This is a genomic window from Mycobacterium sp. 360MFTsu5.1, assembly GCF_000383495.1.
Taxonomy (GTDB): domain Bacteria; phylum Actinomycetota; class Actinomycetes; order Mycobacteriales; family Mycobacteriaceae; genus Mycobacterium; species Mycobacterium mucogenicum_B.
On sequence record NZ_KB911474.1, the window covers coordinates 119,803 to 142,169 of the forward strand.

Here is a 22,367-nt window from a genome sequence, read left to right on the forward strand (position 1 = left end):
CCGAGCCCACTACTGTCGAAAACGTGGACCAGCGCAAAGATATCCGGGAATTCCTCACGTCCCGGCGCGCCCGCATCACTCCCCAGCAGGCCGGCCTGCCCGACTACGGCGCCAAACGACGAGTCCCCGGCCTCCGCCGGGAAGAGGTCGCGCTACTCGCCGGCGTCAGCGTCGACTACTACACCCGGCTCGAACGCGGCAATCTCACCGGCGTCTCCGACTCGGTACTCAACTCGGTGGCCACCGTCCTGCAACTCGACGAGACCGAGCGCGCGCACCTGTTCAACCTGATCAAAGTCAGCCACGGGCCGCGGCGGACCCCACGCAAGACCGGCAGCAGGATTCGGCCGACTGTCCAGCTGATCCTGGACGCGATGGTCGGTGTGCCGGCCTGGGCCAGCAATGACCGGCTCGACATCCTGGCCGCCAACGCCGTCGGCGCCGAGCTGTACCGCGATGCCATCGACGGAGCCGACGGACGGGCCAACATCGCACGATTCCTGTTCCTCGACCACCGGGCCCGAGAGTTCTTCGTCGACTGGAACCAGCAGGCGGACAACGTCGTCGCGATCCTGCGCGGCGCCGCGGCCCGTGATCCGTACGACGACCGGCTCACCCAACTGGTCGGTGAATTGAGCACGCGCAGTGACGAATTCCGGGTCCGCTGGGGTGCCCACATCATCCGGGCACACGAGTCCGGCCCGAAGGCACTCAAGCATCCTGCCGTCGGCCAACTCGACCTGACTTTCGACCGGCTCGAGCTCGCCGCCGATCCGGGGCTGACGATCTATGTCATGACGGCGGAGCCGAATTCACCGACCGCCGACCGGCTGAAGTTGCTCGGCAGCCTGGCGGCAACGCGTCGGTCACCCGGCTAGAGCTCGACCAGACTGCGCGTATTGTCCTGTCCCCCAGATGGTTACGCCCGGTCGCCCGACTCAGTGGCAGCGAACGGCGCGAGCAGGAACTCGTCGACGAATCTGGTGAACGTCTCGTCGACAAAGGCCGGGTCGGGTGCGGTGAAGTACTCGATGATCAAGCCCTGGAAGGTGGCCAGCGCGATCCGCGAGCGAGTTTCGGCGACGTGGTCGGGCATCCCCAGGGCGAGCAGGCGCGCCTTCGAATTGCGCGTCAGCAGCGACAGGGTGTCCCAGGTGTATTCGCGGTAGGGACTGTCGACCCCACATGCGGCGCCGAAGGTCTGCAGCACGATGCGCAGACTGTCGCGGCGGTCTCCGCGGGTGCACTCATACCAGTCGTCGAAGCACCATTGCCGATGTGCGGCAACGGAATCCGGCAGTTCCAGCTCCTCGGTGGCCGGTATCGCCGCACGCTGTTGCCGGTTCAAGACTTCGAGCATGAGGTTCTCTTTGGTACCGAAGTAGTACACGAGCATCCGGGCACTGGTCCCGAGCTGAGATGCGAGCTCGCGCAACGAGGTGTCGACCACCCCGGTGCGCGCCAAAATGGCGCCGGCAGTGACCAATAGCTCTTCGCGTTTCGCGTGGTCGAATGGCCTCGGCACGCTTGACTGTAACAGTTGCTTCGGATACTGATGGTGTGGTGGGTGTGAACACGAGGGCGGGGGGCGCTCGGTGAGCCTGGTGCGCGATGACGCCGACTCGGTGACCAACGACGAGCCCGAGACCCCACTGGCCGGTGCCGACCGCCCGCTGCGCCGAACCCGGTGGGTGGCGATCGTGGCCGGCCTGGTGGGATTCGTTGCCAGCGTCATGATTCCGGTGCTACCGGTGGTGCAGACGACCGCGACGCTGAACTGGCCGCAAGGCGGGCAGCTGGGCAACGTCACCGCACCCCTGCTCTCGTTGACGCCGGTATCGCTGACGGCATCGGTGCCGTGCACGCTGATTCGCGAAGTGCCGGCCGCCGGCGGCCTGATCCTGGGGACGGCGCCTGCGGCAGGTAAGCAGGCGATGCTCAACGGGCTCTTCGTCACCGCCACCGAGCAGCGCGTCGACGTGGTCGCACGCAACATCGTCATCCTCAGCGTGCCGCGCAGCCGCTTCAGCGACCCGCAATGCCGGCGGTTGCAGCTGTCGTCGTCGACGGCAGGCACGTTCGCCTCGATCACCGGCCTCAGCGATCCCGAAACCGGTGCGGCGCTGGGCGGCGGTTTCACCGACCCGAACCTGCGCCCCCAGATCGTCGGCCTGTTCACCGATCTGACCGGTCCGGCCCCGGACGGACTCACCTTCTCGGCCACCGTCGACACCCGATTCACCAGCTCTCCCTCGGCGTTGAAAGCGGCAGCGATGCTCGTCGGTATCGCGAGCACAATCGTTGCGCTACTGGCGTTGTGGCGCCTGGATCGCCTCGACGGCCGTCGCGCCCGGCGGCTCATTCCCGTGCGCTGGCGGGCGTTCACCGCAGTGGATGCCACGGTGATCGCGGTGTCGGTGTTCTGGTACGTCGCCGGAGCGGGTTCCTCAGACGACGGCTACCAGTTCGGCATGTCCAACACGGCAAGTCACGCCGGGTACATGGCCAACTACTTCCGCTGGTTCGGCAGCCCCGAGGATCCGTTCGGCTGGTACTACGACCTGATCGCCGCGATGACCCGCGTCAGCCACGCCAGTCTGTGGCTGCGCCTGCCGGACCTCATCTGTGCACTGGTGTGCTGGCTGCTGCTGTCCAGAGAAGTGCTCCCCCGACTCGGCCCCGCCGTCGCCAGAAGTAAGCCCGCGGTGTGGGCGGCCGCCCTGGTGTTCATCGCGGCGTGGATGCCGTTCAACAATGGATTGCGTCCCGAAGGGCAGATCGCTACCGGCGCCCTCATCACGTACGTCCTGGTCGAACGAGCCATCGCGACGCGCCGACTCACACCGGTGGGGCTGGCGATCATCGTGGCGGCTTTCACGCTGGGCATCCAGCCCACCGGGATCATCGCCGTCGCCGTTCTGTTGGCCGCCGGCCGACCGATCGTCCGGATAATCGTGATCCGAGCCCGGACGATCGGGATCTGGCCCGCGCTGTTACCGCTTGCCGCAGCCGGATTCGTCGTGCTGACCATCGTGTTCGCCGACCAGACCCTCGCGGCGGTACGCGAGGCGACCGCGGTGCGCACCGCCATCGGACCCGCTCAACCCTGGTACACCGAGAACCTGCGCTACTTCTATCTGATTCTGCCGACCACCGACGCCGCCCTGTCGCGCCGCTTCGGAATCTTGATGACCATCGCCTGCGTCTTCCCCTCGATGCTGATGTTGTTGCGCCGCAAACGAATTCCGGGCGTCGCCACCGGCCCCGTCTGGCGACTGATCGGCGTCATCTTCGCCACTTTGTTCCTGCTCACCTTCGCCCCGACGAAATGGATCCACCACTTCGGGCTGTTTGCCGCCGTGGGCGCCGCGATGGCCGCGGTGGCCACCGTGCTGCTCGGTCCGGCGGTACTTCGTTCGCCGCGCAACCGGATGGCGTTCCTGTCGGCCGTATTGTTCGTCCTGGCATTGTGTTTCGCCTCCACCAACGGCTTCTGGTACGTCTCCAGCTACGGCGTGCCGTTCAACGACAGCAGCCCCCATCTGGGGCCGGTCACCGCGAGCACCGTCCTGTTCGCACTGTCTGTGCTGACCGCCGGCTACGCGGGCCGGCTGCATCTGGCCGCGCCCGCCCACCGCGAATCCCGCTTCACCCGGCTACTGACCGTCGCGCCCGTGCCGATCGCGGCCGGGTTCATGGTGCTGGTCTGTGTCGGGTCGATGCTGTACGGAGCCATCAAGGAATACCCCAGCTACTCCAATGGCTGGGCCAACCTGCGCGAGCTCGCCGGCGGCTGCGGGCTGGCCGATGACGTCCTGGTCGAACCGGACGCCAACAGCGGATTCCTGACGCCGGTCCCCGGAACCTACGGACCCCTGGGGCCGTTGGGTGGCCCCGATCCGATCGGCTTCGACCCCAACGGTGTACCCGAACACACACTGGCAGAGTCGGTTTGGCAGGACCACCCCAAATCAGGCACCGACTACGACTGGGACGCGCCCACCGCTCTCGACGCTCCCGGAGTCAACGGCTCCGGCGTCGTGCTGCCCTACGGCCTCGACCCCGCGCGGGTGCCGGTCGCCGGCAGCTTCGGCTACGGCCCGCAGCGCCTCAGCACGCTCGCGTCCGCCTGGTACCGGCTCCCCGCCGCCGACGCCGCCCACCCACTGGTCGTGGTCACCGCGGCCGGCACCATCACCGGCAACAGTGTCCTGTCGGGGCATACCGACGCCCAGACCGTCGCACTCGAATACGGCACACCCGGCCCCGACGGCGCACCGACCGCGCGTGGCCGACTCACGCCGTACGACATCGGCCCGCAACCGGCCTGGCGCGATCTGCGCTTCCCCCGCACCGAAATCCCCGCCGACGCCCGTTACGTCCGGATCATTGCCGAAGACCAGTCGCTGGACATCGGCGACTGGGTGGCCGTCACCCCGCCGCGTGTCCCCGAATTGCGTTCAGTTCAGGAGTATCTCGGCTCAACCCAACCGATCCTCCTCGACTGGGCGGTGGGCCTGGTGTTCCCGTGCCAGCAGCCCATGTTGCACGCCAACGGCGTCACCCAGGTCCCCACTTACCGCATCTCCCCGGACTATCCCGCCAAGATCGAAATGCCCGACACATGGCAATCCGGCGAGAACGGCGGCCCACTCGGCATCACCGATCTTCTGCTGCGCGCCCACGTCATGCCGACCTACCTGTCGCGAGACTGGGGACGAGACTGGGGATCACTGCGCAGATACACACCCGTCGTCGATGCGCCCGAAGCGCGTCTGGACCTCGGGACCGCGACCCGCAGCGGGCTGTGGAGCCCCGGCCCGATCCGCATCGGACCGTGACACCTAGCGCGGGCGCCGGGGTCGCACCAACAGCGCGGCCACCAGGAAGCACAGTGCCCCGACAAACGTCCCGAAGTTGGCGAGCCACTCGTCGACCGTGACGCCGGTCTTGCGGACGAACGCCGCCAGCGCCGAGACCTGGAACGCGACGCAGCCCATCATGTTGATCCACGATGCCTGCCAGGCAACGGATTTCGGCGACCACAAGCCGACGACCATGACCGCCAGCAGACCACTGAGCAGGAAGGCCAGCGAACCGGCGGCGTCGGGCGCCCAGACGTAACGCCGTTCGGCGAGCACGGCGTGCGCCCACACTGCCGCACCCGTGCTGACGTTGAACAGCACGGTGCCCATGAATTGGATTGCCGCCGACCACCATTGGATCCCCGGCGGGGCCAGCACGTATTGCATCAGGGCGGCGGTGGTGAAGAACCACGACCCGATGAAGCACAGCACGTTCGTCGCTCCGGCCCCGGCCACCGAGGGAAACCCCGGGACCGTGGCCAGCGCGAAGAACGTCGAGCCGATGGCGAACAGCCAGCACTGCCTGGTGAGGGTGGCAAGGCCGGTCATGCCGCTCACGGCACTACAGGAAGCTGCGAATCCGCTCGCCGGTATCCGACGTCGACAGTTTGGCGTCGCCGCGCGTCGAAAGGTGCTCGGCGACAGCCTTGTCCACGCGGGCCGCGGCGTCGGTCTCACCGAGGTGGGTCAGCAGCAGTGCCACGCTCATGATGGCCGCGGTCGGGTCGGCAAGACCCTGACCGGCGATGTCGGGTGCGCTGCCGTGCACCGGCTCGAACATCGACGGGTTGGTGCCCGTCGCGTCGATGTTGCCCGATGCCGCCAGGCCGATGCCGCCGGAGACGGCCGCGGCCAGATCGGTGATGATGTCGCCGAACAGGTTGTCGGTGACGATCACGTCGAAGCGGCCCGGATCGGTCACCATGTAGATGGTCGCGGCGTCCACGTGCATGTAAGCGGTCTGGACGTCCGGGTACTCGGCCCCGATCTCGTCGACCGTGCGCGTCCACAGCGAGCCGGCGAACGCCAGCACGTTGTTCTTGTGCACCAGGGTCAGGTGCTTACGCCGCGTCCGGGCCTTCTCGAACGCGTAGCGCACCACGCGCTCCACACCGAACCGCGTGTTGGTGGACACCTCGGTGGCCACCTCGTGCGGGGTGCCGACGCGGATGGCACCACCGGTGCCGGTGTACGGCCCCTCGGTGCCCTCGCGAACGACGACGAAGTCGATGTCCGGGTTACCGGCCAGGGGGCTGTCGACGCCCGCGAACAGCCGCGACGGCCGCAGGTTCACATGGTGATCCAGGGCGAACCGCATGGTCAGCAGCAGGCCGCGCTCGAGCACGCCGCTGGGCACCGACGGATCGCCGATGGCGCCCAACAGGATTGCGTCGTGCGTCTTGAGCTCGTCGACCATGCCCTCGGGCAGGGTCTCGCCGGTTTCGTGGTAGCGCTTGGCGCCCACGTTGTACTCGGTGCGCTCGACACCGGGCAGCACGACGTCGAGGACCTTCAGTGCCTCGCCGATGACCTCGGGGCCGATGCCGTCACCGGCAATGACGGCGAGCTTCACGACAGATCCACCAGTTCCAGCGTGGTCGCGCCGACGGCCTCGCCGATCGCGCTGAGCACCTCGGCCGGCACCTCGCGGTCCAGGCGCAGCATGATCGTCGCGCCCGAACCGTCGGCGTCCTGCGACAGCTGGGCCGCCAGGATGTTGACCTCGGCCGCACCGAGCAGCGTGCCGATCTTGCCCAGGGCACCCGGCTGGTCGCCGTAGTTGAGGATCAGGTTGACGCCCTCGGCGCGCAGGTCCAGGTTGCGGCCGTTGATCTGGACGACCTTCTCGACCAGCTGCGGGCCGCTCAGGGTGCCCGACACGTTGACGACCGAACCGTCGGCGGCCACGGCGCGCACGTCGACGACGCTGCGGTGGTTGGGGCTCTCGGTCTCGGTGGTGAGGACGGCCTCGACACCACGCTCGGCGGCCAGCGCCGGCGCGTTGACGAACGTCACCTGGTCCTCGATGACAGCCGAAAACAGGCCACGCATCGCCGAAAGCTTCAGAATCTCAACGTCTTCCGACGCCAGCTCGCCGAGCACCTCGACGTTCAGCGAGGCCGGGAGCGCCGGCGCCAGCGCACCGACCAGCAGGCCCAGCTTGCGCACCAGGTCGAGCCACGGGGCGACCTCTTCACCGACGACACCGCCGCCGACGTTGACGGCGTCCGGCACGAACTCGCCGGCCAGCGCCAGCTTCACGCTCGCGGCGACGTCGGTGCCGGCACGGTCCTGGGCCTCTTCGGTGGAGGCACCCAGGTGCGGGGTCACGACGACCTGCGGCAGCTCGAACAGCGGGCTGTCGGTGCAGGGCTCGGTGGCGAAGACGTCGAGGCCGGCGCCGCGGACGTGGCCGCTGGTGATCGCGTCGGCCAGGGCCTGCTCGTCGATCAGGCCACCGCGGGCGGCGTTGACGATGATGACGCCCGGCTTGGTCTTGGCCAGCGCTTCCTTGTTGATGAGGCCGGCGGTTTCCTTGGTCTTGGGCAGGTGCACCGAGATGAAATCAGCGCGACCCAAAAGCTCATCGAGGCTCAGCAGCTCGATACCCAGCTGGGCGGCGCGGGCCTGCGAGACGTAGGGGTCGTAGGCGACGATGTGCGCGCCGAACGCGGCCAGGCGCTGCGCGACGAGCTGGCCGATACGGCCCATGCCCACGACGCCGACGGTCTTGCCGAAGATCTCGGTGCCCGAGAACTTGGAGCGCTTCCAGGTGTGCTCGCGCAGCGTGGCGTCGGCGGCCGGGATCTGGCGGGCCGTCGAGAGCAGCAGCGCCAGGGCGTGCTCGGCGGCGCTGTGGATGTTCGAAGTGGGGGCGTTGACGACCAGCACGCCACGCGCGGTGGCGGCGTCTACGTCGACGTTGTCCAGGCCGACGCCGGCGCGGGCGACGATCTTGAGCTTGGGCGCGGCGGCCAGCACCTCGGCGTCCACCGTGGTGGCCGAGCGCACCAGAAGGGCGTCGGCTTCCGGCACGGCGGCCAGCAGCTTCTCGCGGTCGGGTCCGTCGACCCAACGGACCTCTACCTGGTCGCCGAGGGCGGCGACGGTCGATTCGGCGAGTTTGTCAGCGATGAGTACGACAGGAAGGCTCACGCGCACAGACTAGTGGTCCAGGTTGCGCGCATTCCAATCGCGGTTACCTTGACTTCCCGCTCCCTAGGATCGAGTGGTGGACGTCACCGTCGTCGGTAGTGGGCCCAACGGACTGGCCGCGGCCGTCATCTGCGCGCGAGCCGGGCTGTCGGTCCGGGTCATCGAAGGTCAGCCGACTCCGGGCGGCGGCGCCCGCAGTGCCACTGACCCCGAGTTTCCCGGTGTTCTGCACGACGTCTGCTCGGCGGTGCATCCGCTGGGCGTGGCATCGCCGTTCTTCGCGGAATTCGACCTCGCGGCCCGCGGGGTGGAGATGGTGACGCCGGAGATCTCCTATGCCAATCCGCTCGCCGGACGCCCGGCCGCGATCGCCTACCACTCGCTGGACCGCACCTGCGCCGAGCTCGAACACGGCTCATCGTGGCGACGGCTGCTGGGCCCGCTGGTCGAGCACGTCGACGGCGTCCTCGGCTTCTTCCTCGGCGACAAGCGGTCGCTGCCGCCGGACCTGCCGAGCACCGTCCGTGCCGGGCTGCGCGTGCTGGCCCAGGGCAGTCCGGCGTGGCATCTGCTGCGCGGCGACGATGCCCAGGCCCTGTTCACCGGCGTCGGGACCCACGCCATCCACCCCATGCCGTCGCCCGTCAACAGCGGCGCGGGCATCATGCTCAGCACCGTCGCGCACACGGCGGGCTGGCCGGTCCCCGTCGGCGGCACCCAGACGATCACCGACGCCCTCATCGCCGATCTGCGCGCGCATGGCGGCGAGCTCATCACCGGCTCCCCTGTCACGAGCCCGCCCGGCGGCGTCGTCATCTACGACACCTCGCCGACCGCGCTGCTCGACATCTACGGCCCGGCCGTTCCCGACCGGTATGCAAAAGCGCTGCGGCGCTACAAGTTCGGTCCCGGCGTCTGCAAGATCGACTTCGTGCTGTCCGGCGAAATCCCGTGGCGCGACCCGCGCATGGCGTCGTCGCCGACCGTCCACCTCGGGGGCACTCGGGCCCAGATGGCGCACGCCGAGCGCGAAATCTGGCAGGGCCGCCATGCCGAGCACCCCATGACACTGGCCTCGCTGCCGCACCTCGCCGATCCGTCGCGCATCGACGCCCAGGGCCGGCGACCCCTGTGGACCTACTGTCATGTGCCCGCGGGCTCGACCGTCGACCAGACCGAGACCGTGATCGCGTTATTTGAAGACGCCGCACCGGGTTTCCGCGATCTGGTGCTGGCGGCCCGGGCGGTGCCGGCAGCCGAGATGTCGCGGTACAACGCGAATTACGTCGGCGGCGACATCATCGTCGGCGGCGCGACGCTCAAGGCCGCGATGGTCGGGCCGACGCTGCGGGCCAACCCGTGGACCACGCCGATCCCCAAGGCATACCTGTGTTCGTCGGCCACCCCGCCGGGCACCGGCGTGCACGGGATGGCCGGCCTGTACGCCGCGCGCACCGTACTGCGTCGTGAATTCGGGGTGAAGACGCTGCCGTCGCTCGCGCCATAGTGTTGGCTTGGCGCATGGCCAAGCTTTCTGTGATCTTCTACTCCGCGACCGGGCACGGCACGTCCATGGCGCAGCGCATCGCGAGCACCGCCGAATCGCTGGGTGCCGAGGTGCGGCTGCGGCCCGTCGCCGAGACCGCCACCCCCGAGTCGTTCGCGCACAACCCGGCCTGGACCGCGAATTATGAAGCGACCAAAGACCTTCCGGCCGCCACGGGCGACGACATCGTCTGGGCCGACGCGGTCATCTTCGGTTCGCCGACCCGTTTCGGCTCGGTCGCATCGCAGCTGCGGGGATTCCTCGATTCCCTCGGCGGCCTGTGGTCGAAGGGTGTGTTGGCCGACAAGGTGTACGCCGGGTTCACCTCGACCAACACCGCACACGGCGGCCAGGAGACGACGCTGCTGTCGCTCTACATCACGCTCATGCACTGGGGCGGCATCATCGTGCCGCCCGGCTACACCGACCCGCTCAAGTTCGCCGACGGCAACCCGTACGGCGTGAGCCTGCTGGCCAATCACGACAACATCCGCCAGTTCGACGACAACACCTACGCCGCGCTGGACCACCTGGCGCGGCGGGTCGTCACGGTCGCGGACCGGTTGGGCGGGTAGAAATTTGGCGTCGGGACACCCCTGCCGGCCGACTTACGGTTGAGGGGTGACGTTCGCAGGCACAGCCCGGCTGGTGGGCGCGGTACCCAATGAGCGCTGGTTCGCCGTCGGCGATCTGGAGCTCTATCAGATGCGCCCGCCGTTGTGCGGGTATCACGTGATCGCGGCCGAACGGAGCATGTGGGCCATGCGCGCCCAGGCCATCTACCCAGATGGCCGCATCGAACCGCCCGAGCCCGATGATCCCGTGTCCACCGACTTCTACGGGGTGGCCGGCGAGGGCCTCGACATCGACCGGTCCGTGAAGCTGCCGGGCAGCGCCGACGGCCGCAACGTCGCCCGCGCGCTGGCGGGCATCGGGTACGCGTTGTACTGAGACGCCCAGAAACGCCGAAAGGCCGGTTATCGCACGCTTTTTCGTGAATCGCGTGCGGTAACCGGCCAGTCGGTGATCGAAAACCTAGGCGGTCTCGGTGATCGGCCGGTCGACCCAGCTCATCAGGTCGCGCAGCTTCTTACCGGTGACCTCGATCGGGTGCTCGGCGTTGGCCTTGCGCAGACCCTCGAGCTCCTTGTTGCCGCCCTCGACGTTGGCGACCAGGCGCTTGACGAAGGTGCCGTCCTGGATGTCCTTCAGGATGGCGCGCATGCGCTCCTTGGTGTCGGCGTCGATGACGCGCGGGCCCGACAGGTAGCCACCGAACTCAGCGGTGTCCGACACCGAGTAGTTCATGCGGGCGATGCCGCCCTCGTACATCAGGTCGACGATGAGCTTGAGCTCGTGCAGCACCTCGAAGTAGGCCATCTCCGGGGCGTAGCCGGCCTCGACCATGACCTCGAAACCGGTCTTGACCAGTTCTTCGGTACCACCACAGAGGACGGCCTGCTCACCGAACAGGTCGGTCTCGGTCTCTTCCTTGAAAGTGGTCTTGATGACGCCGGCGCGGGTGCCGCCGATGCCCTTGGCGTAGGACAGGGCCAGCGCCTGGCCCTCGCCCTTGGGGTCCTGGTCGATGGCGATCAGGGCCGGGACGCCCTTGCCGTCGACGAACTGACGACGCACCAGGTGGCCGGGGCCCTTGGGGGCAACCATGCCGATGGTGACGTTGGCCGGGGGCTTGATCAGGCCGAAGTGGATGTTGAGGCCGTGGCCGAAGAACAGCGCGTCGCCGTCCTTGAGGTTGGGCTCGATGTCGTTGGTGAAGATCTCGGCCTGTGCGGTGTCGGGCGCGAGCAGCATGATGACGTCAGCCCAGGCGGCGACGTTGGCCGGGGTGTCGACCTCGAGGCCCTGCTCGGTGACCTTCTCGCGGGACTTCGAGCCCTCCTTCAGGCCGACCTTGACCTGCACACCCGAGTCGCGCAGCGAAAGCGAATGCGCGTGTCCCTGGCTGCCGTAGCCGATGACGCCGACCTTGCGACCCTGGATGATCGACAGGTCCGCATCGTCGTCGTAGAACATCTCAACTGCCACTTGACTTTTCCTTACCTTGTTTCTCTTGTTCGAAGTTCTGCTTGGGATCCAGCTCGGTTACTTGGCCGCGCCGATGCCGCGCGGGCCGCGCGCCAACGAAACCACACCGGACTGCACCAGCTCGCGAATACCATACGGCTCCAGCACTCGCAGCAGTGCTTCGAGCTTCTCCTGGGTGCCGGTGGCCTCGATGGTCAGTGATTCGGTCGACACGTCGACGACCTTCGCGCGGAACAGATTGACGGCCTCGATCACCTGGCCACGGGTGGTGGCGTCGGCCCGCACCTTGATCAGCGCCAGCTCACGGGAGACGGAGTTGTCCGGCTCCTGCTCGACGATCTTGATGACGTTGATCAGCTTGTTGAGCTGCTTGGTGATCTGCTCCAGCGGCAGCTGCTCTTCCACGCAGACCACGATGGTCATGCGGGACATGTTCTTCTGCTCGGTGGCGCCGACCGCCAGCGACTGGATGTTGAAGCCACGCCGGGAGAACAGCGCCGCCACGCGGGCGAGCACACCGGGGGTGTCCTCGACCAGAACCGACAATGTATGAGTAGTAGCCACTAGACCTGATCCTCGTTGTCGAACAGCGGACGGATATCGCGCGCCGCCATGATCTCGTCATTGCTGGTGCCTGCGGCGACCATCGGCCACACCTGGGCGTCGGCCCCGACGATGAAGTCGATGACGACGGGCCGGTCGTTGATCTCGCGGGCCTGCCGGATGACGTCCTCGACGTCCTCGGCACGCTCGCAGCGCAGACCGACGCAGCCAAGCGCCTCGGCCAGCATCACGAAGTCCGGGATGCGGTGCGAGTGGGTGGACAGGTTGGTCTGGCTGTAGCGCTCGTCGTAGAACAGCGTCTGCCATTGGCGCACCATGCCCAGGTTGCCGTTGTTGATCAGCGCAACCTTGATCGGCGCCCCTTCGAGGGCGCAGGTGGCCAGCTCCTGGTTGGTCATCTGGAAGCAGCCGTCACCGTCGATGGCCCACACCTCGGCCTCCGGGCGGGCGAACTTGGCGCCCATCGCGGCCGGGATGGAGAAGCCCATGGTGCCGAGACCGCCCGAGTTCAGCCAGGTCTTCGGGTTCTCGTACTTGATGAACTGTGCGGCCCACATCTGGTGCTGACCGACGCCCGCCACGTACAGCGCGTCCGGTCCGGCGATCTGGCCCAGCTTCTCGATGACGTACTCCGGCGAGAGGCTGCCGTCGCTCTGCGGGCCGTAGCTCAGCGGGTAGGTCTCCTTGACCCCGTTGAGGTAGGTCCACCAGTCGGCGAGGTCCAGCGTGTCGGCGGCGACACCGTCACGACGCAGCGCCGCGAGCAGATCCACGATGACGTTCTTGATGTCACCGACGATCGGCACGTCGGCGTGCCGGTTCTTGCCGATCTCGGCGGGGTCGATGTCCGCGTGGATCACCTTGGCGTCGGGCGCGAACGACGACAGCTGGCCGGTGACCCGGTCGTCGAAGCGGGTGCCGAGAGCGATCAGCAGGTCACTCTTCTGCAGCGCCGCCACGGCCGAGACCGTGCCGTGCATGCCGGGCATGCCCATGTGCTGCGGGTGGCTGTCGGGGAACGCGCCGCGCGCCATCAGGGTGGTGACGACGGGAATGCCGGTCAGCTCGGCGAGTTCCAGCAGCTCCGCGGACGCCTCACCACGGATGACGCCGCCACCGACGTACAGCACGGGCTTGCGCGCCGCGGCGATCAGCTTGGCGGCCTCACGGACCTGGCGGCTGTGCGGCTTGGTGTTCGGCTTGTAGCCGGGCAGGTCGATGACCGGCGGCCAGCTGAAGGTGCACTGACCCTGCAGCACGTCCTTCGGGATGTCGACGAGGACGGCGCCCGGACGGCCGGAAGCGGCGATGTGGAACGCCTCGGCGATGACCTTGGCGATGTCGTCACCGTTGCGGACCAGGAAGTTGTGCTTCGTGATCGGCATGGTGATGCCCGAGATGTCGGCTTCCTGGAAGGCGTCGGTGCCGATCAGGCCGCGGCCGACCTGGCCGGTGATCGCGACGACCGGGATCGAGTCCATCTGGGCGTCGGCCAGCGGCGTGACCAGGTTGGTGGCGCCGGGGCCCGAGGTGGCCATCATCACGCCGACCTTGCCGGTGGCGTGCGCGTAGCCCGACGCGGCGTGGCCGGCGCCCTGCTCGTGCCGCACCAGCACGTGGCGCACCTTCTTGGAGTCGAACAGCGGGTCGTAGACCGGCAGCACGGCACCGCCGGGGATGCCGAAGATGGTGTCGACGTCGAGTTCCTCGAGCGACCGGACGACGGCCTGGGCGCCGGTCATCTGTTGCGGGGCAACAATTTTCGAATGACCGTTGACCGCGCCGGCGGCGCCGTTGGGCTGCTGCGTCGACTCTGGCGGTCGCGTGGTGGGTGCGCTCACTCTTGTCCTCTTGATCGTGTTGCGGTTTTGGCGTTCCCGGGCAAACAAAAAACCCCCGTCAGCGTCTGCTGCTGTACGAGGGTTGCGCGTCGATGCTTGTAGTCGGCTTAGTCAGCCTGGTCACGCACCAACGCGCCCAGTTACTACAAGCAATGCCGAGGTCTGCATACCGGTGACGGTAGTCCTCGCGGCGCGCGCAGGTCAAATCACATCCATTGCCGGACACACCCGGCAACCGCCCGACCCGCCGCCTGGGAAGATGAACGGTGTGAGCCGCCGAACCGCCTCGACCGCACCCCGACCCGTCGTGATCAAGATTCCGGGGGTCGCCCATCTGGCGGTGGGATTCTTCGCCATCGGCCTGCTGGCCCTGGTGTTCGCCGGTCCGGCCTGGTGCGCGGCGCTGCTCGTCATCCCGATTCTGTTGTCGGCGATGGTGATTCGCTATCGCACCGTGGCCGACAAGAAGGGCGTGACGGCGCGGTCGCTGCTCGGCAGCCGGACGGTGACGTGGCAGGACATCAAGGGGCTGCGTTTTGACCGCTCCAAGTGGGCCAAGGCCGAACTGACCGACGGCACCGAACTGCGCCTGCCGGGTGTGACGTTCGCATCACTGCCGGTGCTGACCGCCGCCAGCGGCGGCGTCGTGCCCAATCCGTACAACGAGTGAGACTGATCGAGCGTCGATCGACGTCAGTGCAGCGGGTTTGATCCGTTGAGCAGCAGCCACACCCCGACACCCGCGCCGATGCCCAGCAGCAGGCACAGGATCGATCCGATGAAGGGCCGGCGGGCCCAACCGCGTCCGGCGTCGAAGCCGTAGAGCCCCGGCCCGGTCAGGGTCAGCGCCGCAGCCAGCACGATCAGGGTCACCAGGTACTCGTGCCCCTCGGGCAGGAAGTACGGGAAGTAACCGTGCACGGGCTGTGCGGCCACCTCGACGGCGAGCGCGTTGACCAGGTAGGCCACCGCGACCGCGGCGGCCACCGGCGTGAACAGCCCCAGGACCAGCAGGACACCGGCCCCGATCTGCGCCCCGGTGGCGAGGTAGGTCAGTATCCCGGCGTGCTGGAAGCCGGCCGCGGCCAGCGCGTGCTCGTACCCGGTCAGGCCCTGCCCACCCCACCAGCCGAACGCCTTCTGCAGCCCGTGGACCACCAGCCAGGCGCCCAGGCCGACGCGCAGCACCATGAGACCCAGGTCCTGGGTGCCGCGGCGCTTGGCGACGCGCACCCGGGCGTCGGTCTCGGGATCGGGCTCGATCTCGGCGGGGCCCAATGTCTGGGCCTGCTCCGCGTTCCTCTCCCGGGGTTGCACGTACGGCAGCGGCTCGGGTTCGTGCATGAGATCGAAGGCCATCGAGGACGGCGTCGAGGACGACGCGGCCGTCACCTCGGTCGCCTCGTCGGACGACGCGTTGTCGAACCGCGGGATGGCCGTGGTCGCGGCGGTCTCACCGCCGTCTGCGCCGCCACTGCCGCGGTATGTCGTGATGGGCAGGTCGTCTTCTGGATCGACCAGGCGTGCCGACGCGGGCCTGGCGGCCGACTCATCGGGCCGTTGCCATGCACGCGGGTCATGGGAAGTACTGGTCATGGTTGCCAGGGTAAGTGCAATTGCACTGCTGACCGTGGATTTAAGGGGTGGTTTGGGCGGCTTGTTCTCGGGATTTGCCCGGCCCGGCGCGTGGCCCCGACGTGGCGAGCATCGTCAAACAGTCCGTAACCTGACGGGCATGACATTGCGGCGGTCGACGCGGGCTGCGCTGACGAGGCCCGAACACCGGCCTGGGCGTTCCGGCTCTGCACCCGCTCGGCGGGTCCTGGCGTTGTGCGCCATCGCTTTGCTGGCGCTGCCCAGCTGTGCCCGTTTCGATTCGGCGGCGTCCGAGCCGTTCACCATCGAGCCCGACCTCGGCGGGGCGCCCGCCTCGCCCCCGCCGCCTCCGCCGCCGCTGCCGCCCAACCCGTTCCCGAAGGCCTGCCCGGCGCCGGCCGTGCTGCAGGGCTGTCTGGAGAGCACCAGCGGCCTCATCATGGGCGGCGACAGCAAGTCGGCGATCGTCGCCGAGCGCGTCACCGGCGCCGTCAAGAACATCGCCACGAACGCAGAACCCAAGGTCAAGACCGTTATTCCGGTCGACGCGTCCGGTGACGGCGGGCTCATGGACATCGTGTTGTCGCCGAGCTACCAGCAGGACCGGCTGATGTACGCCTACATCACCACGCCGACCGACAACCGGGTCATCCGCATCGCCGACGGCGACGTGCCGAAGCCGATCCTGACCGGGATTCCCAAGGGCCCCACAGGCAACACCGGAGCGCTGATCTTCAGCAGCCCGACGACCCTCGTGGTGCTCACCGGCGACGCCGGAAACCCCGCTGCCGCAGCCGATCCGGCTTCGCTGGCGGGCAAGCTGCTGCGCATCGAGCAGCCGACGACGGTGGGCCAGGCGCCACCGACCACCGCGCTGTCGGGCATGGGCTCCGGCGGCGGGCTGTGCATCGACGGCGCCAGCGGCTCGTTGTACGTCACCGACCGAACCCCGACCGGCGACCGGCTGCAGCGGATCACCAAGGACTCCAAGGTGTCGACGGTGTGGAGCTGGCCCGACCGCCCCGGTGTCGCGGGCTGCGTGGCGACCGACGACACCGTCATGGTCAACCTCGTCAACACCAAGAAGACGGTGGCCGTGCGGCTGTCGAAGGAGACCGGCGCGGTCACGGGTGACCCCGAGGCGCTCCGCACGGACACCCACGGCCATGTCTTCGCGCTGAAGCTCTCCCCCGACGGCAATGTCTGGGGCGCCACGGTGAACAAGACGGCCGGCGACGTCGAGAAGTTCGACGACGTCGTGTTCCCGCTGTTCCCGCAGGGCGGATTCCCGCGTAGCACTGACGACAAGACGTAATTGGCACCCGACGTGCGAGAGGTCGCTCGATGATGCGCGCCTGCCCGGCCGACTTCGCTCGGTTGGCCGGCTACCTGGGCTTTTCCTGCGACGACGATTCCTGGGTCAAGCTGCGCAACCCACTGACCCTGACCCACTGGACCATGCCGGTCGTCGAGCTGCTGATGCTGATCGGCGCCGCACTGGCGCTGGCCTACGCGCTGCGGCGCGTCCGGCGGGACCCGACCGGGATCGCCATCTGGCTGGCGTCGGTGGTCTATGCGCTGGTGACCGAACTCCCCCGCCATCCACCCGACATCTTCGCGGGCACCCGGCTCGGGGTCATGTTGGTGCACAACGTGTTCAGCGTCGATTTCGTCGACGGCCGCCTACCGCTGTACATCGTGGCGTTGTACCCGGCGACCATCACGCTCGCGTATGACATCGTCCGCGCCACCGGGGTTTTCGAACGGCGCGGCGCGGTGATCGGCGCCATCTGCGTCGGCTTCGTGCACGGCTGCGTCTACGGCGTGTTCGACCACCTCGGCCCGCAGCTGCGCTGGTGGGTCTGGAACACCGCGAACCCCCTCAATCACCCGACGCTCGGCTGCGTACCGGTCAGCAGTTGGGTCAGCCTGGCGGTCGTCGGACCCGCGGCGGTTGCGTTCCTGGTGCATGTGCTGATCGGGCGCCGGGTAGCCGCGGGCACACCGCCGGGTGCGGTGTCGCTGGCCTGGCGCATACCGCTCATCAGCGTGCTGGCACCGGTCATCATGGGGCTGCTCAGCCTGCCGACGTTGCTGTCCGCCCAGCACAGCGCGACGCAGTACGCGGTCCTCGGTGTCGAGGTGGCGGTGTTCTTCTTGGTGGCGGTGCCGGTCCTGATCCAGGACTGGCGGATCACGCGCCGCGTCGGCACGGAGCACCCGAGTCCGTACGTGCGGGTCTTCGGGGTGCTGTACCTGCTCACCTTCACGGTGCTGTGGCTGGCCGCGCTGCCCGACTTCGCCGGCGCCATCGACGGCGTCACGGGTGCGGGCACGCCGACCGGCAATCTGCCCTGCGCCGCGGTGTGTTTCGTGATCGCGGGCTACTGCGTCGCGGGCGTCTCGTCACTCCGTCCGAAGACCACGCCCGCGCCGCAGGCGGCGCTGCGCTAGCTGCAGGCCGCGATGACCAGTTCGCGCACGCGCGCCGCGTCGGCCTGACCTTTGGTCGCCTTCATCACCGCGCCGACGATCGCACCGGCGGCCTGGACCTTGCCGCCGCGGATCTTGTCGGCGATGTCCGGCTGGGCCGCCAGCGCCTCGTCGATCGCGGCCTGGATGAGCGAATCGTCGCGCACCACAACGAGTCCGCGGTCGTTCATCACCTGCTCGGGCTCGCCCTCGCCGGCCAGCACACCCTCGACGACCTGGCGGGCCAGCTTGTTGGACAGCTTGCCGTCGTCGACCAGCTTGACCACCGCGGCGACCTGCGCCGGGGTGATGGCCAGCTCCTCGAGCGTCACTTCACTCTCGTTGGCCTTCTGCACCAGGAAGTTGCCCCACCACGCGCGGGCCGCCTCACTGGATGCGCCGTGCTCGACGGTCGCGGCCACCAGCTCCACCGCACCGGCGTTGACGAGGTCGCGCATGACCTCGTCCGAGATGCCCCAGTCTTCCTGAATCCGCTTGCGCACCAACCACGGAAGCTCCGGGATGGTGCCGCGCAGCCGCTCCACCAACTCGTCCGACGGAGCGATGGGCTCCAGGTCCGGCTCCGGGAAGTAGCGGTAGTCCTCGGCGGTTTCCTTGCTGCGGCCCGCGGTGGTGTGCCCGTCCTCGTGGAAGTGCCGGGTCTCCTGCGTGATGGTGCCGCCGGACTGCAGCACGGCGGCCTGCCGGCGCATCTCGTAGCGGACCGCCACCTCGACGCTCTTGAGCGAGTTGACGTTCTTGGTCTCGGTACGGGTGCCGAACTCCGCGGCGCCCTTGAGCTTGAGCGAGACGTTGGAGTCGCAGCGCATCGAGCCCTGGTCCATGCGGACGTCGGAAACGTCCAAGCCGCGCAACAGGTCCCGCAGCGCGGTGACGTAGGCGCGGGCGATCTCCGGGGCGCGTTCGCCGGCGCCCTCGATGGGCCGGGTGACGATCTCGACCAACGGCACCCCGGCCCGGTTGAAGTCGGCCAGCGACGTAGTGGCGCCGGAGATGCGGCCGGTGTCGCTGCCCAGGTGGGTCAGCTTGCCGGTGTCCTCCTCCATGTGGGCGCGCTCGATCTCGACACGCCAGGTGCTGCCGTCCTCCAGGGGAACGTCGAGGTAGCCGTTGACGGCGATGGGCTCGTCGTACTGACTGATCTGGTAGTTCTTCGGCTGGTCCGGGTAGAAGTAGTTCTTCCGGGCGAACCGGCCCCACGGCGCGATGTCGCAGTTCAGCGCGAGCCCGATCCGGATCGCGGACTCCACGGCCGCCTCGTTGACCACCGGCAGCGCACCGGGCAGGCCCAGGCACACCGGGCACACCAGCGTGTTCGGCTCGGCGCCGAACCGGTTCGCACAGCCACAGAACATCTTGGTCTCGGTGGACAGCTCGACATGGACTTCCATGCCCATGACGGGCTCGTACGTCGCGAGGACGTCGTCGTAGTCGAGAAGGTCTGCGTCAGCCATGCGTTGATCGTAGTGTCGGCCCCATGAGCGCCGGTCAACCGCTGCCCCCAGCACCCGTGAACCGGACGTTCGCGGCGCTGGTGGTCGGGGCGATCGTGGCAGTGGCCGTGGTGGTCACCGGTGGTGTCATGGCGATCCGCGGCCTCGTGGATCCGGGTATCACCAACCTCGAGGCGTCGATGGCGGTGGGGCGGCAGGACTTTCCCGACTGGCCGACGGCCAGGTTCGACGGTCCCACGCAGAGCACGGCCACCCGGCCGGCCACAGAAGACGTGTCACCGCAATCCTGTGTGGCGCTGGCCGGCGCGCCGAGCCGGCAGGCCGTCCAGGTACAGCTGAAGAAGGACACGCACCACGCCCTCGCGGTCTGGCTGAGGCTGCCGTACACGTGGCCGAACTACGCCGAGGCCGCGCGCACCTGCACCCGCTACACGATCAACGACCTGCTCGTGATCGACGTCGACCGCCGGCCGAATCCCGCTGCCCTCCCCGCCTGGGTAGTGACCGTCCGCGAGACCGTTTCCGCCCGCGGCGGCCTGGTGACGCCGTTCATGAGCGTCAAGGTGCTCGGGCAGTACCGCGGGGTGTCGGTCACCGCCATCTGCCTCATGACGGCCACCGACCCGCCGCAGACCTGCGACCAGCCCCTGGCTTCGTTGTTCACCGCGCAGGTGCACAAGCTCGCCGCGGTCTGACCCGTCGTTCACCGGCCATTTCCCGAGACCCGTTAATCTCCGCCGATGCTCGCACGCATCGGCGCCCTGCTGACCACCTTCGCGCTGACGGCCACGCCCGTCGCATCGGCCGATTCCGGCACTTTCGACCTGCAAGCGCACCGCGGCGGACGCGGCGAGACCACCGAGGAATCGCTGCGCGCCTTCACCAAGGCCATCGAGCTCGGTGTCAGCACGCTGGAACTCGACATCGTCCTCGCCAAGGACGGTGCTCCCATGGTGTGGCACGACCCGGCCATCCAGCCCGAGAAGTGCGCCGACACCGGCCCCGCCTTCCCCGGCGACCCGCAATACCCCTACGTCGGCAAGCTCGTCCACGACCTCACCAGGGCCCAGCTGCACACGCTCAACTGCGGCAAACTGCTCGACGGATTCCCGGCCGCCGAAGTGGTGACCGGCAACAAGATCGCCACCCTCGATCAGGTTTTCGCGCTCGCGGACGCGCACCACGCCGGCGTCCGGTACAACATCGAGACCAAGATCGAAGCGGACAAGCCCGAAACCTCCGCCACACCACAGCAATTCGTCGACGTCATCCTCGCCGCCGTGCGGGCTGCCGGGAAGGTCGACAAGGTGGAAATCCAGAGTTTCGACTGGCACTCGCTGCCCCTCGTACGCACGCAGGAACCCGGTATCCCCTTGGTGGCGCTGTGGGATGAGACGACCTGGGTGCCGAACTCGGCGTGGACGGCGGACGTGAACCCCGCAGTCGTCACCGACCCGATCGCCGGGGCGGCGTCGGTCGGCGCGGACATCCTGTCGCCCGGCTACTCGGTGCCCTACGGACTGACGCCGAAGGACCCGGATTTCGCGCTCGTGGCCGACCGGGCATTCATCGACCGCGCACATGCCCGTGGGCTCAAGGTGATTCCGTGGACGATCAACGACGCCGACACCATGAAGGCACAGATCGCGGCCGGCGCCGACGGCATCATCACCGACTACCCGAGCCGGCTGCGTGCGGTGGAATCGGAACTCGGCATGCCACTGCCGAAGGCCTACCGCTAACCGAAGAACTCCGCGGCGTCGTCGTAACGGCTCTGCGGCACCAGCTTCAGTTGCCGGACGGCGTCCGCCAACGGCACGCGGCCGATCTCCTGGCCCTGCAACGACACCATCATCCCGTACTCCCCCGCGTGCGCGGCGTCGGCGGCATTGATCCCGAACCGGGTCGCCAGCACGCGATCATGGGGCGTCGGCGTGCCGCCGCGCTGCACGTGACCGAGCACCGTGGTGCGGACCTCCTTGCGGATCCGCTTCTCGATCTCGATGGCCAGCTGCTGCGCGACGCCGGTGAATCGCACATGCCCGAATTCGTCAATTCCGCCGTCGCGCAACTGCATTGAGCCCTCGGCCGGTCGCGCGCCTTCAGCAACGACGCAGATGAAATGCGAATCTCCGCGCACGAAGCGCTGTTTCACCAGCCGGCACACCTCTTCGACGTCGAACGGCTGTTCCGGGATCAAGGTCATGTGGGCGCCGGCCGCCATGCCGGCGCCGAGCGCGATCCAGCCTGCATGCCGTCCCATCACCTCGACGAGCATCACCCGCTGATGCGACTCGGCCGTGCTGTGCAGCCGGTCGATCGCCTCGGTGGCGATCATCAGCGCGGTGTCGTGGCCGAAAGTGACGTCGGTGCAATCGATGTCGTTGTCGATGGTCTTGGGCACACCGACGACGGGGACGTTCTCTTCGGCCAGCCAGTGCGCCGCCGTCAGCGTGCCCTCCCCGCCGATCGGGATCAGCACGTCGATGCCGTTGTCCTCGAGCGTCTGCTTGATCTGGTCCAGCCCGGCCCGCAGCTTGTCGGGGTTGACGCGCGCCGTGCCCAGCATGGTGCCGCCCTTGGCCAGTAGCCGGTCGTTGCGGTCGTCGTTCTTGAGCTGCTCGCGGCGATTCTCGAGCAGGCCACGCCAGCCGTCCCGGAATCCGACGACCGTCGAGCCGTACCGGGCATCGCACGTGCGGACCACCGCCCGGATCACCGCATTCAGGCCAGGACAGTCACCGCCACCGGTCAGCACACCTATCCGCATGACCCCATACTGCCCGCTCGCGGGTTCTCGTTC

Annotated in this window: 20 protein-coding genes; 10 read left to right on the forward strand and 10 right to left on the reverse strand. The window is 68.2% G+C overall.

The genetic code is table 11. From position 1 onward, the window contains the following. Positions 1-23 precede the first annotated feature (23 nt). Positions 24-878 carry a helix-turn-helix transcriptional regulator gene (locus H289_RS0126265; RefSeq protein WP_020103834.1) on the forward strand — a complete coding sequence of 285 codons (855 nt, stop codon included), beginning with the start codon at positions 24-26 and terminating at the stop codon, positions 876-878. Between the two features lie 41 nt (positions 879-919). Here H289_RS0126265 and H289_RS0126270 read toward each other — a convergent pair whose 3' ends face one another. Continuing rightward, positions 920-1,525 (reverse strand): TetR/AcrR family transcriptional regulator, encoded by a 606-nt coding sequence (locus tag H289_RS0126270; RefSeq protein ID WP_029105774.1) that lies wholly within the window; start codon positions 1,523-1,525, stop codon positions 920-922. 70 nt (positions 1,526-1,595) lie between these two features. On the opposite strand from H289_RS0126270, the gene H289_RS0126275 reads away from it, so the two are divergent. Beyond that, the gene (locus tag H289_RS0126275) at positions 1,596-4,841 is read left to right on the forward strand and encodes an arabinosyltransferase domain-containing protein (RefSeq protein WP_020103836.1); all 3,246 of its coding nucleotides are present in this window, start codon (positions 1,596-1,598) and stop codon (positions 4,839-4,841) included. A 3-nt stretch (positions 4,842-4,844) separates the two neighbouring features. Here H289_RS0126275 and H289_RS0126280 read toward each other — a convergent pair whose 3' ends face one another. From H289_RS0126280 to serA, 3 genes are read right to left on the reverse strand one after another with little or no spacing between them, the layout of a single operon-like run. Next, a complete protein-coding gene (locus H289_RS0126280; protein ID WP_020103837.1) occupies positions 4,845-5,414 on the reverse strand; it encodes a hypothetical protein in 570 nt (189 codons plus the stop codon). 13 nt (positions 5,415-5,427) lie between these two features. Next, positions 5,428-6,438, reverse strand: coding sequence for a 3-isopropylmalate dehydrogenase (locus H289_RS0126285; RefSeq protein WP_020103838.1), 1,011 nt, complete (start codon positions 6,436-6,438; stop codon positions 5,428-5,430). Then, positions 6,435-8,021: a phosphoglycerate dehydrogenase gene (gene serA, locus H289_RS0126290; RefSeq protein ID WP_020103839.1), complete on the reverse strand. Its 1,587-nt coding sequence runs from the start codon at positions 8,019-8,021 to the stop codon at positions 6,435-6,437. Before serA ends, H289_RS0126285 begins: the two co-directional genes overlap by 4 nt. Positions 8,022-8,097: 76 nt before the next feature. Between serA and H289_RS0126295 the strand changes: the two genes are divergently transcribed. Genes H289_RS0126295 through H289_RS0126305 form a run of 3 tightly spaced genes read left to right on the forward strand, consistent with a single transcriptional unit; the run spans position 8,098 to position 10,518 of the window. Beyond that, entirely contained in the window at positions 8,098-9,528 is a 1,431-nt protein-coding gene (locus tag H289_RS0126295; RefSeq protein WP_029105776.1) for a phytoene desaturase family protein, read from the forward strand. Between the two features lie 14 nt (positions 9,529-9,542). Continuing rightward, on the forward strand, positions 9,543-10,142 hold the full coding sequence (gene wrbA, locus H289_RS0126300) for an NAD(P)H:quinone oxidoreductase (RefSeq protein WP_020103841.1): 600 nt from the start codon (positions 9,543-9,545) through the stop codon (positions 10,140-10,142). Between the two features lie 46 nt (positions 10,143-10,188). Beyond that, complete coding sequence (locus H289_RS0126305; protein ID WP_020103842.1) at positions 10,189-10,518, forward strand: hypothetical protein; 330 nt, start codon at positions 10,189-10,191, stop codon at positions 10,516-10,518. A gap of 84 nt (positions 10,519-10,602) precedes the next feature. Here H289_RS0126305 and ilvC read toward each other — a convergent pair whose 3' ends face one another. From ilvC to H289_RS0126320, 3 genes are all read right to left on the reverse strand, one after another. After that, complete coding sequence (gene ilvC, locus H289_RS0126310) at positions 10,603-11,604, reverse strand: ketol-acid reductoisomerase (RefSeq protein WP_171024507.1); 1,002 nt, start codon at positions 11,602-11,604, stop codon at positions 10,603-10,605. Positions 11,605-11,673: 69 nt separating this feature from the next. Then, entirely contained in the window at positions 11,674-12,180 is a 507-nt protein-coding gene (gene ilvN, locus H289_RS0126315) for an acetolactate synthase small subunit (RefSeq protein ID WP_029105777.1), read from the reverse strand. Beyond that, positions 12,180-14,021, reverse strand: a complete 1,842-nt coding sequence (locus tag H289_RS0126320; RefSeq protein ID WP_029105778.1) for an acetolactate synthase large subunit — start codon at positions 14,019-14,021, stop codon at positions 12,180-12,182. The genes ilvN and H289_RS0126320 overlap by 1 nt, the downstream gene beginning before the upstream one ends. 259 nt (positions 14,022-14,280) lie before the next feature. Here H289_RS0126320 and H289_RS0126325 point away from each other — a divergent pair, with 259 nt between their 5' ends. Next, positions 14,281-14,691 (forward strand): PH domain-containing protein, encoded by a 411-nt coding sequence (locus H289_RS0126325; protein WP_020103846.1) that lies wholly within the window; start codon positions 14,281-14,283, stop codon positions 14,689-14,691. A gap of 23 nt (positions 14,692-14,714) precedes the next feature. Here the strand turns inward: H289_RS0126325 and H289_RS0126330 are convergent, their stop codons facing one another. After that, complete coding sequence (locus H289_RS0126330; protein ID WP_020103847.1) at positions 14,715-15,617, reverse strand: DoxX family protein; 903 nt, start codon at positions 15,615-15,617, stop codon at positions 14,715-14,717. A 139-nt stretch (positions 15,618-15,756) separates the two neighbouring features. Between H289_RS0126330 and H289_RS0126335 the strand changes: the two genes are divergently transcribed. After that, the gene (locus tag H289_RS0126335) at positions 15,757-16,932 is read left to right on the forward strand and encodes a PQQ-dependent sugar dehydrogenase (RefSeq protein ID WP_081633554.1); all 1,176 of its coding nucleotides are present in this window, start codon (positions 15,757-15,759) and stop codon (positions 16,930-16,932) included. A 29-nt stretch (positions 16,933-16,961) separates the two neighbouring features. Beyond that, a complete protein-coding gene (locus H289_RS0126340; protein WP_020103849.1) occupies positions 16,962-18,071 on the forward strand; it encodes a hypothetical protein in 1,110 nt (369 codons plus the stop codon). On the opposite strand, the gene gatB is transcribed toward H289_RS0126340, so the two are convergent. Further along, positions 18,068-19,564, reverse strand: coding sequence for an Asp-tRNA(Asn)/Glu-tRNA(Gln) amidotransferase subunit GatB (gatB, locus tag H289_RS0126345; RefSeq protein ID WP_020103850.1), 1,497 nt, complete (start codon positions 19,562-19,564; stop codon positions 18,068-18,070). The genes H289_RS0126340 and gatB overlap by 4 nt on opposite strands. A 23-nt stretch (positions 19,565-19,587) precedes the next feature. Here gatB and H289_RS0126350 point away from each other — a divergent pair, with 23 nt between their 5' ends. Together H289_RS0126350 and H289_RS0126355 are read left to right on the forward strand one after the other, a co-directional pair. Beyond that, positions 19,588-20,259 (forward strand): hypothetical protein, encoded by a 672-nt coding sequence (locus tag H289_RS0126350; RefSeq protein WP_020103851.1) that lies wholly within the window; start codon positions 19,588-19,590, stop codon positions 20,257-20,259. Between the two features lie 45 nt (positions 20,260-20,304). Next, the gene (locus H289_RS0126355) at positions 20,305-21,306 is read left to right on the forward strand and encodes a glycerophosphodiester phosphodiesterase family protein (RefSeq protein WP_020103852.1); all 1,002 of its coding nucleotides are present in this window, start codon (positions 20,305-20,307) and stop codon (positions 21,304-21,306) included. Here the strand turns inward: H289_RS0126355 and H289_RS0126360 are convergent. Further along, positions 21,303-22,334 carry an ATP-dependent 6-phosphofructokinase gene (locus H289_RS0126360; protein ID WP_029105781.1) on the reverse strand — a complete coding sequence of 344 codons (1,032 nt, stop codon included), beginning with the start codon at positions 22,332-22,334 and terminating at the stop codon, positions 21,303-21,305. The two genes, H289_RS0126355 and H289_RS0126360, sit on opposite strands and share 4 nt — an antisense overlap. Positions 22,335-22,367: the final 33 nt, after the last annotated feature.

Excerpts from the sequence above, each read along its gene's own strand:
- H289_RS0126280 (WP_020103837.1), bottom strand. The coding sequence starts at position 5,414 with ATGACCGGCCTTGCCACCCTCACCAGGCAGTGCTGGCTGTTCGCCATC.
- wrbA (WP_020103841.1), top strand. The coding sequence starts at position 9,543 with ATGGCCAAGCTTTCTGTGATCTTCTACTCCGCGACCGGGCACGGCACG.
- ilvC (WP_171024507.1), bottom strand. The coding sequence starts at position 11,604 with ATGTTCTACGACGACGATGCGGACCTGTCGATCATCCAGGGTCGCAAG.
- H289_RS0126325 (WP_020103846.1), top strand. The coding sequence starts at position 14,281 with ATGAACGGTGTGAGCCGCCGAACCGCCTCGACCGCACCCCGACCCGTC.
- H289_RS0126330 (WP_020103847.1), bottom strand. The coding sequence starts at position 15,617 with ATGACCAGTACTTCCCATGACCCGCGTGCATGGCAACGGCCCGATGAG.
- H289_RS0126335 (WP_081633554.1), top strand. The coding sequence starts at position 15,757 with ATGACATTGCGGCGGTCGACGCGGGCTGCGCTGACGAGGCCCGAACAC.
- H289_RS0126340 (WP_020103849.1), top strand. The coding sequence starts at position 16,962 with ATGATGCGCGCCTGCCCGGCCGACTTCGCTCGGTTGGCCGGCTACCTG.
- gatB (WP_020103850.1), bottom strand. The coding sequence starts at position 19,564 with ATGGCTGACGCAGACCTTCTCGACTACGACGACGTCCTCGCGACGTAC.
- H289_RS0126350 (WP_020103851.1), top strand. The coding sequence starts at position 19,588 with ATGAGCGCCGGTCAACCGCTGCCCCCAGCACCCGTGAACCGGACGTTC.
- H289_RS0126355 (WP_020103852.1), top strand. The coding sequence starts at position 20,305 with ATGCTCGCACGCATCGGCGCCCTGCTGACCACCTTCGCGCTGACGGCC.
- H289_RS0126360 (WP_029105781.1), bottom strand. The coding sequence starts at position 22,334 with ATGCGGATAGGTGTGCTGACCGGTGGCGGTGACTGTCCTGGCCTGAAT.